Below are 11,009 nucleotides of genomic sequence, written 5' to 3'. Positions count from 1 at the left end.
GCCCGGCGGGCGGCGGATGAGTCGATCACGACGCTAGGCGCGCGCACGCCGCGGGACCATCGGGCTGGCCGCCCGAACTGCCCTGGGGACAACCCCAGTTGCGCCCTCCGGTCCGCCCCGCACCGCGCACCCGCCGAAGCCCCTCGGACCCCCGTTGACCTGGAGTGCTCTCCAGCTCGTAAGGTCATGCACGTTCACCTGGCACGACCCTGGAGGTTCCACCATGACCAGCCTTCCCACCCGGCGCATCGGCGCGCTGACGGTCTCGGCGCAGGGGCTCGGATGCATGGGGATGAGCCACGGCTACGGCGCGTCGGACGACGAGCAGTCGATCGCCACGATCCACCGCGCCCTCGACCTCGGCACCACCCTCCTCGACACCTCCGACTTCTACGGCTCCGGGCACAACGAGGAGCTGCTCGGCCGCGCCCTCGCGGGCCCGCGCCGCGAGCAGGCCGTCCTCGCCACCAAGTTCGGCTTCGCCAACCGCCTGGGCGAGCCCCTGAACATCCGGGGCGACGCGGCCTACGTACGAGAGGCCTGCGACGCCTCGCTCAAGCGCCTCGGCGTCGACCACATCGACCTGTACTACCTGCACCGGGTCGACAAGGCGGTGCCGATCGAGGAGACCGTGGGCGCGATGGCCGAGCTGGTCGAGGCGGGCAAGGTGCGCCACCTCGGGCTCTCCGAGGCGAGCGCGCACACGATCCGGCGGGCGCACGCCGTGCATCCGATCGCCGCGCTGCAGAGCGAGTGGTCGCTGTGGACCAGGGACCTGGAGGCGGAGATCGCGCCGGTCTGCCGTGAGCTCGGCATCGGCATCGTGCCGTTCTCGCCGCTCGGCCGCGGCTTCCTCACCGGCCGCTACACCTCGCTCGACGGGCTCCCCGACGACGATCTGCGGCGCACCCAGCCGCGCTTCGCCGACGGCAACCTGGAGCGGAACCTGACGATCGTCGACACCCTCAACGCGCTCGCCGCCGAGAAGGGCGTCACCGCCGGGCAGCTCGCACTCGCCTGGGTGCAGCACCGCGGCGACGACGTGGTGCCGATCCCGGGCACGCGCCGCCAGAAGTACCTGGAGGAGAACCTCGCGGCGGTCGCCGTCGAGCTGTCCGCCGACGACCTCGCCGCGATCGACGCGGCGGCGCCCGCGGACGGGGTCGCGGGCACCCGGTACGACGAGCGCAGCTTCTCCCTGGTCGACCGGTAGCCGCCACGGGCCGCGGGGCCGGGCGGTGGGCGACGTAGCCTCGATGGCATGCCCTTTCCCGATGAGAGCGCCCACCCGCTGACGGTGGTGGACTACCAGGACGAGTGGCCGCGGGACTTCGAGCGCGTCGCACGGGAGCTGCGGCCCGCGCTCGCCGGTCTCGCGGTCGCCGTCGACCATGTCGGCTCGACGTCCGTGCCGGGGCTCGCGGCCAAGGACTGCATCGACGTGCAGGTGCGGATGAGCTCCCTGGACGAGGCACGGGACGTCGCCCTGCTCGCCGCGGTCGGCTTCCGCTGCCGCCCCGAGCCCTGGAACCGCTCCGAGCTCTCGTTCGGCCACCGCGACCCCAAGCTGGTCTTCGCGCCCCCGGCCGGCGCCCGCCGCTGCAACGTCCAGCTGCGCGTGCACGGCCGCCCGAACTCCCGCTACACGCTGCTCTTCCGCGACTATCTGCGCGCGGACGACCGGGCCCGCGACGCATGGGGCGCCTTCAAGCGGCGGCTCGCGCAGAGCGCGTCCGACCTGGCCGACTACGGCCAGATCAAGGCCCCGGCGACCGACGCCCTGATGGCGGGGGCGGAGCGCTGGGCGGCGCAGACGGGCTGGACGCCGAGGTGACCGCGCCGTACGGACTCCACCGCGTACCGGACGTACGGGCGTATCTGGCGGGCGAATGGCGCGTGGCGCGTTCCGTGCGTGATCTCGCGGACGGCTCGGCGGGGCACTTCACGGGGACGACGGTCTTCACACCGCTGCCCGACGAGATCGGCCTGCTCCACCACGAGTCGGGCACCTTCGTCTGGCGGGGCGTCGCAAGGCCCGCCGAGCGCACCCTGCGCTTCCTGCCCGGCGACGGTCCGGGCACGGCCCGCGTCGAGTTCGCCGACGGCCGCCCCTTCCACGACCTGGACCTGCGCACCGGCCGCCACACGGCGGACCACCCGTGCGTGCGCGACCTGTACCGCGGCGCGTTCGAGGTGGCCGACGAGGACCACTGGCGGACCCGGTGGCGGGTCGGCGGACCGGCCAAGGACCTGCTGCTCGTCACGGACTACGCACGGGTCCCGTCGCGTCGAGGAGCAGATTCCAGCGCCCGCCGTGACCGGTCAGGGTGACCGTGGAGAGCGGGCGGATGTCGATGTTCCAGTACGTCGACGGGGGCGCCTTCAGGCCGTAGACCAGCGCGGCACGCACCACGGCGGGCTCGGCCACCGCGAGGATCCTGGCGCCGTCGGCGACCGGGCGGGTGTCGAGCCAGCCGCCGATCCGCGAGATGAACCCGAGCAGCGACTCACCGCCGTGCGGCGCCGAGCGCGGGTCGCTCAGCCAGGCGTCGACGGCGGTCGGTTCGCGCGCGGTGACCTCGGCGAGCGTCAGGCCGCGCCACCGCCCCATGTCGCAGTCCCGCAGGGCGGGCTGGGCGAGCGGCCCGAAGCCGAGCGCGTCGCCGGTGGCACGGCTGCGCGGGGTGGGCGAGCAGTAGCGCAACTCGGCCACGCCGAGCGGCAGGAGCGCGGGCGCCGCGGCCTGCACTTCGTGCCAGCCCGCCTGGTCGAGCGGCCGGTCGTCGCCGAAGCGCTCCGCGAGCAGCGAGGCGCTCCGCGCGGCGGCGATGAGTGTGACGCGAGCGTGCATGCGGTGATGTTGGGGTGCGCGCCCGTGCGGGTCAAGGTTTCACCGGACCCGTGTGCAACAGCTCACGCGCGCCTCACTGGCTGCCGCGCGCCATCCACTTCTCCGGGGCGTCGAGGGCCTTGAACCCGAGCTTCTCGTAGACCCCGTGCGCGTCGCCCGTGGCGAGCAGCGTCCTGCGCACGCCGTACGGCTCCAGGTGCTCGCAGACCGCGCCGACCAGCGCGACGCCAAGTCCCTTGCCGCGTGCGGCCGGAGCGACGTACACGTCGCAGAGCCAGGCGAAGGTGGCCCGGTCGGTGACCACGCGGGCGTACGCGACCTGCTCGCCCGAAGCCTCCTCGTACACCCCGAAGTTGAGGGAGCCCGCGATCGCCGCGTCCTGCTTCTGCCGGGTGCGTCCGAGGGCCCAGTACGCGTCCGTGGAGAGCCACTGGTGGACGCGCGCGGCGTCGATGCGGGCGGGGTCGGCGGACGTCTCGTAGCCGTCGGGGAGGCTGGCACTGTCGCTCATGCCCCGACCCTGGCAGCAGGGCCGCCGCCCGGTCCACGGCATTTCACTCCCTGGGACGGGCGGCACACCGTCCCGCCGCGCGCCCGCTCACCCCGCCGCCTCGTCGCAGGCCGCCCTGAGCCTGCGTACCCCCTCCGCGATCTCCCCGGTCCCCGCGACCGCCGCGAAGCTCAACCGGATGTACGCCGCCGGGGGTTCGGCCGCGAAGTAGGGGCGCCCCGGGGCGACGGCGACGCCCGCGCGCAGGGCGGCCGAGACCAGCGCGGCCTCGTCCGTGCCGTCGGGCATGCGCAGCCACAGGTGGTAGCCGCCCGCCGGGATGTGCGGCATCACCAGCTCGGGGAACCGCAGCCGCAGCGCCGCCGCCAGCGCGTCCCTGCGGCCCTTCAACTCGCCCGCCACCGCCCGCAGATGGCGGGGCCAGGCCGGGGATCCGACGAGTTCGAGCGCCGCCTCCTGCAACGGCCGCGGCACGAAGAAGTGGTCGACGACCTGGATGGCGCGCAGGCGTTCGAGGACCGGGCCGCGCGCGGCGAGCGCGCTCACCCGGAAGCTCGGCGAGGTGGCCTTGGTGAGCGAGCAGACATGCACCACGACACCTTCGTGGTCGTCGGAGGCGAGCGGCCGGGGCAGCGGCCCGGAGTCCTCGTGCACGAGGCGGCGCACGAAGTCGTCCTCGACGACGAACGCACCGGCCGCGCGGGCGATCCGCAGCACCTCGGGGCGGCGCTCGGCGGACAGCACGGCCCCCGTCGGGTTCTGGAACAGCGGCTGGCAGACGAACACCCTTGCCCCGGTGGCCCGGAACGCCGCCTCCAGGAGTTCCGGGCGCACCCCGTCGGTGTCCACGGGCACCGGCACCGGGCGCAGTCCCGCGGCGCGGGCGATGGCCAGCATGCCGGGGTAGGTCGGCGACTCGACGAGCACCGGCGCACCGGGCGGGGCGAGCGCCCGCAGCGCGGTGGTCAGCGCGCTCTGTCCACCGGCCGTGATGAGCACCTCGGCGGCCGTGATCGCCCCGCCGATGCCCCGCGCGAACCACTCCCGCAGCTCCATGAGGCCGTCGACCGGCGGCCGCCCCCACGCGCCGGGCCGCCGTCCGGCGCGGGCGAGCGCCGCCGCCATGGCCCGCTCGGGCTGCAGCGAGGGGTCCAGATAGCCGCCGTTGAACTCGATGACGCCGGGCGACGGCGCGGCCAGGGTGACCAGGACCCCGGAGGCGTCGACGGCGCGCGGGACGAGTTCGGCCGCGGCGTCGGCGCTCAGCGACACCTCCTGCCACGAGGTGTCGCCCGCCGGTGCCGGGGCGGCCTGCGGCTCCGCGCGGAAGACCCCGGCGCCGGGCCGGGTGACGACGAGGCCCTCGGCGGCGAGCTGCCCGAGGGCCCGCGACACGGTCACCGGGCTCACCCTGAACCGTTCGACGAGCGCCCGGCTCGACGGCAGCTTTCCACCTGGAGAGTAGCGGTCCAGCTCGTCACGCAGCCGTTTCGCCAATTCGCCCACACTGCTACTGTCTTGCATGACAGCACAGGATAGCGCTACTCGCCCGACCCGGATAGCGGTCACCGACACCGCGGCCGCCCCGGCCCCCGCGGCCCTCCGCACCCCGCACGGCTCGCGTCGCACCGGCACCCTGATGGCCGCCCTCGGCGTCACCGCCTTCTCGCTCACCTTCCCCGCCACCGCCTGGGGCCTGGAAGGAATCGGCCCCTGGAGCCTCGTGACGCTGCGGGGCGTGCTCAGCGGGCTCATCGCGGGCGGCTGCCTGCTCGCCCTGCGCGTCCCGGTGCCCGACCGCCGCCACTGGGCCGGTCTCGCCGTGGTCGGCGCCGGTGTCGTCGTCGGCTTCCCGCTCCTGACCACGCTCGCCCTGCAGACGTCCACCACCGCGCACGCCGCCGTCGTCGTGGGGCTGCTCCCCCTGACGACCGCCGTCTTCTCCGCGCTGCGCACCGGCGCACGGCCCTCGCGCGCCTTCTGGACCGCGGCGCTCGCCGGGGCCGCCGCGGTCATCGCGTTCACCGTGCAGCAGAGCGGCGGCGCCCTGACGACCGCCGACCTCTATCTCTTCGGCGCGCTCCTGATCTGCGCGGCCGGGTACACCGAGGGCGGCCGCCTTGCCCGCGAGATGCCGGGCTGGCAGGTGATCGGCTGGGGCCTGATCCTCTGCCTGCCGCTCAACGCCATCGGCGCGCTCCTCGCCCTGCAGCACGAGTCCTTCCAGCTCACCGGGCACAGCACGGCGGGCCTGCTGTACTCGGCGATCGGCTCGCAGTTCCTCGGCCTGGTCGTCTGGTACCGGGGCATGGCGGCCATCGGCGTACCCAAGGCCAGCCAGCTCCAGCTCGCCCAGCCGCTCCTGACGCTCGTCTGGTCGGTGTTCCTGCTCGGCGAGGACCTGACCGTCGCCGCCCCGCTGACGGCGGCCGCCGTGCTCGTCTGCATCGCGGTCACCCAACGGGCCCGCGGCTGACCTGTTGCACATCCGGCGGGGCCCCAACTCCCGCCACCCGTCGTACACTTGCGGCCACGAATCGCGACCGCAGAGCGGCCGAGAGAGCGGGACGAGGGGGCACTCCAGATGCGTGCAACCGTAGGCGACGAGCTGGTGGTGCACGGCAGGATCGTCGGCCAGCACGACCGCATCGCGCAGATCGTCGAGGTACTCGGCGTGGACGGCGGACCGCCGTACCGCGTCCGGTTCGAGGACGGGCACGAGACCCTGATGTCGCCGGGCCCCGACACCGTCGTACGACGCCAGGGCCCGGACACCGTCGTACGGCGCCAGGGCCCGGGTTCCTAGGAAGGGCGGCTCAGCGCGGCGGCTTGGCCGGCTCCTGATAGTGGTCGGCCACCACCCGCGCCATCGCGCCGATCCTGTCGACGCCCACTTCCTTCGCCGAGAAGAAGATGTGCCCGCGCACCTCGTGGAAGCCTTGGGCGTACGTGAGGTGGCGGGACAGCTCCGCCGGGTCCTGCCAGGCGGCGGGCTGCGCGGGATCGCCCGCCTTGTAGAGGGCCTCGCCGATGTAGAGGCGCACGCCCGTGCCGCGGGCGACGTCGTTCCACCACGGGATCAGCTTGGCGTAGTCCGCCGCGGCGAAGCCGATGTTCCAGTACACCTGCGGAACGATGTAGTCGATCCAGCCCTTTTTCACCCAGCCCCGGGTGTCCGCGAACAGATCGTCGTAGGTCTGCACGCCCGCCCGGGTGTCGGAGCCCGTCGGGTCCGTCGCGATGTTCCGCCAGACCGCGAACGGGCTGATCCCGAACTGGGTGCGCGGCCTGGCCTTCTTCACCCGCCGCGCCATCTCGCGCACCACGCGGTCGATGTTGTCGCGCCGCCAGGAGGCACGGTCGGGGAAGCCGCCGCCGTACCGCTCGAAGGCGTCGTCGTCGTCGAAGACCTGACCCGCGACCGGGTACGGGTAGAAGTAGTCGTCCCAGTGCACCGCGTCGATCGGGTACTTGCGCACGGCGTCGAGCATCGCGTCCTGCACGAAGCGCCGCACCTCGGGCAGGCCCGGGTTGTAGTAGAGCTTCCCGCCGTACGGCACCACCCAGTCGGGGTGCACGCGCGCGGGGTGTGTGGCCACAAGGCGCGACGGATCGGTGTGGTTGGCGATCCGGAACGGGTTGAACCACGCGTGCAGTTCGAGACCGCGGCGGTGCGCCTCCTGCACCGCGGTGCCCAGCGGATCCCAGCCCGGGTCCTTGCCCTGCACTCCCGTGAGGTACTCCGACCACGGCTCGTACGGCGACGCCCACAGCGCGTCGGCGGTGGGCCGCACCTGGAAGACCACCGTGTTCAGTCTGCGGTTCACCGCGGAGTCCAGATAGGCCAGTAGCTCCGCGCGCTGCTGTGCGGCGGGCAGGCCCGGCTTCGACGGCCAGTCGCGGTTGACCACGCTCGCCAGCCACATGCCCCGCAGCTCACGGCTCTTCCTGCGCCCCCGCTCGCCGACCGCCGCCGCGTCCCCGGCCATCGCCAGGCCCGCCACCGTCGCGACCGCCACCGCGGAGAATCCCCGACGTGACATACGCCTCATCAGTCCACCCCCAGAGCTCGCCGTGCACCGGCACCCCTTGCCGTTGCGCTCAGCATGCCCGACCCGGCCCGTCATGCACCCGTCGTTGCGGAGTAACGTTCACGGCCGAGGCAGGCACCGAATTCGTACGGGGGTCCTGCCGGCCCCGTTGATCAGCGAAAGGCACGAGGTGACCGACTCCATGACCGATATCGCACGCGTCGGAGTGGTGGGCTGTGGCCAGATGGGCGCCGGAATCGCAGAGGTCTGCGCCCGCTCCGGCCTTGACGTGAAGGTCGCGGAGACCACCGGCGAGGCCCTGGAGATCGGCCGTACGCGGCTGTACAACTCCCTCTCCAAGGCGGCCGAGCGCGGCAAGATCTCCGAGGAGGAGCGCGACGCGACGCTGGCCCGCCTCAGCTTCACCACGGATCTCGGCGAGTTCGCCGACCGTGACCTGGTCATCGAGGCCGTGGTGGAGAACGAGCAGGTCAAGACCGAGATCTTCCAGGTGCTCGACCAGGTGGTGACCCGGCAGGACGCGATCCTCGCCTCCAACACCTCCTCCATCCCGCTGGTGAAGCTGGCCGTCGCGACCTCGCGTCCCGACCAGGTCATCGGCATCCACTTCTTCAACCCGGCGCCGGTGCAGCAGCTCGTCGAGCTGATCCCGGCGCTGACCACGTCCGAGGGCACCATCAGCCGGGCGCAGGCCATGGTCGAGAAGATCCTCGGCAAGCACGCGATCCGCGCCCAGGACCGCTCGGGCTTCGTGGTGAACGCGCTGCTCATCCCGTATCTGCTCTCCGCGATCCGGATGTTCGAGTCGGGCATCGCGAGCCGCGAGGACATCGACAACGGCATGGAGATGGGCTGCGCCCACCCGATGGGCCCGCTCAAGCTCGCCGACCTGATCGGCCTGGACACGGTCGCCTCGGTCGCCGACTCCATGTACGCCGAGTACAAGGAGCCGCTGTACGCCGCTCCCCCGCTGCTCCAGCGCATGGTGGACGCGGGCCGCCTCGGCCGGAAGTCCGGCTCGGGCTTCTACACGTACGCCTGACGGATCTCACCCTCCGTCACACACGGGCCCGGCACTCCTGCGAGTGCCGGGCCCGTGGCGTTCACACACCGTGTGCGCAATGGGCTCGCATATGCCCTTCGCACACTCTCCCGCCTTTCCCACCAGGCGAGTTGACTTCCCTAGCGGATGAAGGGGGGACGCGCCACTACAGAGAGGAGTGGACTCGTGACCACCGACGGCGAGATTGCCGTGGTCCCGGAAGAACTCGCCGAGTTACGCCGTAGCCAGGACGTGGGATTGGCCCGCGTCGACGGACGGCTGGCGTTGCTCACTCAGCACGACACACAGACCGCCAAGAACGTGGAGGCCCTGGAGACCCGGGTCGCCGCCCTGGAACACACGCGCTGGCCCTTGCCCACGATCGTCGCTCTCGCGGCGGTCGCGGCACTCGCCGTGGCGGTCTGGCAGGCCCTCGGCCACTAGCGCGCGTCCTGGCCGAGACGCAGATGGTGGAGGAGGAGGAGCGCCGCGGCCATGTTGGCGGCCGGGACCTCCCCGCGCGCCACCATGTCGGGGACGAGCTTGAGCGGGACCCACTCGCGGCGGTCCGACTCGAAGTCGTCCTCGGGGTGGCCGATGTAGGTTCCTTCGTCGGACCAGTAGATGTGGTGCCGGGCATCGGTGAGCCCGTTGGACGGCTCGACGCTCATCAGATGCCGCAGCGGGCCCGGCCGCCAGCCGGTCTCCTCCTCCATCTCGCGTGCCGCCGCGTACGCGATGTCCTCGCCGTCCTCGACGACGCCTGCCGCGAGCTCCCAGCCCCAGCTGTCGGTGATGAAGCGGTGCCGCCAGAGCAGCAGCACCTCATTGGCGTCGTTGACGACGGTGGCCACGGCCACGGGCCGCAGCCGTATGAGGAAGTGGTCGAGATGCCGGCCGTCCGGTAGTTCGACATCTGCGAGATTGACCGTGAACCATCGGTTTCCATACACAGTTTGTTCGCTCTGTTTCGTCCACTGCACGGTTCTGCCACCTTCCGCCGAGTAGATGGCAATATCGCAGCAGGAGGATTCTCAGAGCAGAGTGTGCACAACGCCGTCGGTGCGGCGTACGACGCGCGTCACAGGCGCACTACAGCGGGACGCGCAGTGCCCCGTCGATGAGTTCGGCCGCCTCGGCCGTCCCCGCGCAGTCGCTGCGTACGAGGTGCTCGCGCACCGCGCGCAGCCGGTCGCGCAGCCTCTGGGACTCCATCCCCCGCGCCTGTTCTGCCATTTCCACCGCCGTGGCCACCGCCTCATCGGTGTTGCCCTGGCGCAGTTCGATCTGGCTGAGCATGGCGAGCCGGTGGACCCGGCCCCGGTCGTGCGCCGGGGTGCCCACGGCGGCCGCGGCGTGCTCACGGGCGCTGGTCAGATCGCCGAGACTGAGCAGCGCCTCCGCCACCTGCACATTGACGAGACCGGGCTGAACATAGCCCGTCTCGTCCGGCTCACGGCCGCGCAGGATCCGGTCGGCCGCGGCCTCCGCACGCCGGATGCAGGAGAGCGCGCTCCTGCCGTCGCCCAGGTGCGCATACGCCTTGGCCTGCATCGCATACAGGTCGGAGGCGAGCGCGGGAGTCAGATCGCGGCCCGCGGCCCGCAGCGCCGCCTCGGCGAACGCGACGGCCTGGCGGTACTCGCGCATGAACAGCGACTGATTGACAAGCAGCGCGATGACATACGCCCCAAGACCTCTGTCCCCGCTGGCCTTGGCGAGCCGCAGCGCCTGGTGGAAGTAGCGCTGGGCGAGGCCGTGCGCGTCGGAGTCGTACGCGCAGATCCCCGCTATGGCCACCAACCCGCCGGTGGAGCGGTGCAGTTGACGTCCCATGGCGTCGGTGTAGCTGCCGCGGAGCAGGGGTGCCGCCTCGGCGTTGAGGAAGCCGACGATACGGGTGCGCGTCGCGATGCCACCGGTCTTGCGGTACATCTGCTCGTAGTGGGCGCGGGCGGCCCGCATCATCTCGACGTCGGCCGTGCTGACCGGGTGCCTGCCGCCGCGCGAGACGTCGACGTCCTCGGGCGGGTTCTCCCACTCCCAGACCGGCATCACGGCGGGGGTGCCGGTGACCGCGGGCGCCCCGAGCAGGTGCGGGCGCTGCTGTTCGTCGGAGCGCCACAGAGCCGTGGCGCGTTCCACGAAGCCGGAGAGCGTGGAGGACGCCGAGCCGACGCGGGCCGCGGGCAGTCCGGGCACGCCGAGGCCGATGTCGTCGAGGGTGACGGACCGCTGCAGCCGGGCGGCGAGCACCTCGCAGATCAGATCGGGGACCTGCCCGCGCGGGCGCTGACCCTTCAACCAGCGTGCCACGGCGGTGTGTTCATACCTGAGCGCGAGTCCTCTCGCCTTGCCGGCCTGGTTCACATGTGCGGCAAGTCCCGCGTGGGAGACGCCTGCTTCGTCGAGGATCGCGTCGAGCAGGGTGTTGGGCTGCATGAATGCCCTCCGGTGGCTCGGTGCTGTTCAGACTAGTGGAGGCGCCTTCACACGGGGTGTGAACGGAGTGCTCGGATCCGGGGGGTGTGCGCTCTGCCGCGTGCGGGGTGT

13 protein-coding genes are annotated in these 11,009 nt (G+C 72.4%); 7 read left to right on the top strand and 6 right to left on the bottom strand.

The features are described from left to right. The first annotated feature begins 223 nt into the window (after positions 1-223). From ACFWZ2_RS12335 to ACFWZ2_RS12325, 3 genes are read left to right on the top strand one after another with little or no spacing between them, the layout of a single operon-like run. Complete coding sequence (locus ACFWZ2_RS12335; protein ID WP_384544999.1) at positions 224-1,213, top strand: aldo/keto reductase; 990 nt, start codon at positions 224-226, stop codon at positions 1,211-1,213. Between the two features lie 48 nt (positions 1,214-1,261). Further along, complete coding sequence (locus ACFWZ2_RS12330) at positions 1,262-1,834, top strand: GrpB family protein (protein WP_384544998.1); 573 nt, start codon at positions 1,262-1,264, stop codon at positions 1,832-1,834. Beyond that, positions 1,831-2,331 carry a DUF6314 family protein gene (locus ACFWZ2_RS12325; RefSeq protein ID WP_384544997.1) on the top strand — a complete coding sequence of 167 codons (501 nt, stop codon included), beginning with the start codon at positions 1,831-1,833 and terminating at the stop codon, positions 2,329-2,331. Before ACFWZ2_RS12330 ends, ACFWZ2_RS12325 begins: the two co-directional genes overlap by 4 nt. Here ACFWZ2_RS12325 and ACFWZ2_RS12320 read toward each other — a convergent pair. The 3 genes from ACFWZ2_RS12320 to ACFWZ2_RS12310 all read right to left on the bottom strand — a co-directional run bounded on the left by ACFWZ2_RS12320 (position 2,261) and on the right by ACFWZ2_RS12310 (position 4,886). Next, positions 2,261-2,851, bottom strand: coding sequence for a histidine phosphatase family protein (locus tag ACFWZ2_RS12320; protein ID WP_384544996.1), 591 nt, complete (start codon positions 2,849-2,851; stop codon positions 2,261-2,263). The genes ACFWZ2_RS12325 and ACFWZ2_RS12320 overlap by 71 nt on opposite strands. A gap of 73 nt (positions 2,852-2,924) precedes the next feature. Then, complete coding sequence (locus tag ACFWZ2_RS12315; RefSeq protein WP_384544995.1) at positions 2,925-3,362, bottom strand: GNAT family N-acetyltransferase; 438 nt, start codon at positions 3,360-3,362, stop codon at positions 2,925-2,927. A gap of 87 nt (positions 3,363-3,449) precedes the next feature. Further along, entirely contained in the window at positions 3,450-4,886 is a 1,437-nt protein-coding gene (locus ACFWZ2_RS12310) for a PLP-dependent aminotransferase family protein (RefSeq protein WP_384544994.1), read from the bottom strand. On the opposite strand from ACFWZ2_RS12310, the gene ACFWZ2_RS12305 reads away from it, so the two are divergent. Together ACFWZ2_RS12305 and ACFWZ2_RS12300 are read left to right on the top strand one after the other, a co-directional pair. Continuing rightward, positions 4,885-5,838 (top strand): DMT family transporter, encoded by a 954-nt coding sequence (locus tag ACFWZ2_RS12305; protein ID WP_384544993.1) that lies wholly within the window; start codon positions 4,885-4,887, stop codon positions 5,836-5,838. The two genes, ACFWZ2_RS12310 and ACFWZ2_RS12305, sit on opposite strands and share 2 nt — an antisense overlap. A gap of 108 nt (positions 5,839-5,946) precedes the next feature. Next, a complete protein-coding gene (locus tag ACFWZ2_RS12300; protein WP_384544992.1) occupies positions 5,947-6,168 on the top strand; it encodes a DUF1918 domain-containing protein in 222 nt (73 codons plus the stop codon). Positions 6,169-6,178: 10 nt separating this feature from the next. On the opposite strand, the gene ACFWZ2_RS12295 is transcribed toward ACFWZ2_RS12300, so the two are convergent. Continuing rightward, positions 6,179-7,414: a glycoside hydrolase family 10 protein gene (locus tag ACFWZ2_RS12295; protein WP_384544991.1), complete on the bottom strand. Its 1,236-nt coding sequence runs from the start codon at positions 7,412-7,414 to the stop codon at positions 6,179-6,181. 181 nt (positions 7,415-7,595) lie between these two features. Between ACFWZ2_RS12295 and ACFWZ2_RS12290 the strand changes: the two genes are divergently transcribed. Both ACFWZ2_RS12290 and ACFWZ2_RS12285 read left to right on the top strand, forming a co-directional pair. Next, positions 7,596-8,456: a 3-hydroxybutyryl-CoA dehydrogenase gene (locus tag ACFWZ2_RS12290; RefSeq protein WP_384544990.1), complete on the top strand. Its 861-nt coding sequence runs from the start codon at positions 7,596-7,598 to the stop codon at positions 8,454-8,456. 186 nt (positions 8,457-8,642) lie between these two features. Next, entirely contained in the window at positions 8,643-8,900 is a 258-nt protein-coding gene (locus ACFWZ2_RS12285; protein ID WP_384544989.1) for a hypothetical protein, read from the top strand. Here the strand turns inward: ACFWZ2_RS12285 and ACFWZ2_RS12280 are convergent. Both ACFWZ2_RS12280 and ACFWZ2_RS12275 read right to left on the bottom strand, forming a co-directional pair. Continuing rightward, positions 8,897-9,439, bottom strand: coding sequence for an NUDIX hydrolase (locus ACFWZ2_RS12280; RefSeq protein WP_055699051.1), 543 nt, complete (start codon positions 9,437-9,439; stop codon positions 8,897-8,899). The two genes, ACFWZ2_RS12285 and ACFWZ2_RS12280, sit on opposite strands and share 4 nt — an antisense overlap. A gap of 109 nt (positions 9,440-9,548) precedes the next feature. Continuing rightward, a complete protein-coding gene (locus tag ACFWZ2_RS12275) occupies positions 9,549-10,898 on the bottom strand; it encodes a transcriptional regulator (RefSeq protein ID WP_384544988.1) in 1,350 nt (449 codons plus the stop codon). Positions 10,899-11,009 lie beyond the last annotated feature (111 nt).

This window comes from Streptomyces sp. NPDC059002 (genome assembly GCF_042740435.1).
GTDB lineage: Bacteria > Actinomycetota > Actinomycetes > Streptomycetales > Streptomycetaceae > Streptomyces.
This window is presented reverse-complemented; position numbering and strand designations above follow the sequence as displayed.

What these genes read in the sequence shown, in the direction of transcription:
- ACFWZ2_RS12335 (WP_384544999.1), top strand. Translation starts at nt 224, where the DNA reads ATGACCAGCCTTCCCACCCGGCGCATCGGCGCGCTGACGGTCTCGGCG.
- ACFWZ2_RS12315 (WP_384544995.1), bottom strand. Translation starts at nt 3,362, where the DNA reads ATGAGCGACAGTGCCAGCCTCCCCGACGGCTACGAGACGTCCGCCGAC.
- ACFWZ2_RS12300 (WP_384544992.1), top strand. Translation starts at nt 5,947, where the DNA reads ATGCGTGCAACCGTAGGCGACGAGCTGGTGGTGCACGGCAGGATCGTC.
- ACFWZ2_RS12290 (WP_384544990.1), top strand. Translation starts at nt 7,596, where the DNA reads ATGACCGATATCGCACGCGTCGGAGTGGTGGGCTGTGGCCAGATGGGC.
- ACFWZ2_RS12320 (WP_384544996.1), bottom strand. Translation starts at nt 2,851, where the DNA reads ATGCACGCTCGCGTCACACTCATCGCCGCCGCGCGGAGCGCCTCGCTG.
- ACFWZ2_RS12310 (WP_384544994.1), bottom strand. Translation starts at nt 4,886, where the DNA reads ATGCAAGACAGTAGCAGTGTGGGCGAATTGGCGAAACGGCTGCGTGAC.
- ACFWZ2_RS12295 (WP_384544991.1), bottom strand. Translation starts at nt 7,414, where the DNA reads ATGAGGCGTATGTCACGTCGGGGATTCTCCGCGGTGGCGGTCGCGACG.
- ACFWZ2_RS12275 (WP_384544988.1), bottom strand. Translation starts at nt 10,898, where the DNA reads ATGCAGCCCAACACCCTGCTCGACGCGATCCTCGACGAAGCAGGCGTC.
- ACFWZ2_RS12330 (WP_384544998.1), top strand. Translation starts at nt 1,262, where the DNA reads ATGCCCTTTCCCGATGAGAGCGCCCACCCGCTGACGGTGGTGGACTAC.
- ACFWZ2_RS12305 (WP_384544993.1), top strand. Translation starts at nt 4,885, where the DNA reads ATGACAGCACAGGATAGCGCTACTCGCCCGACCCGGATAGCGGTCACC.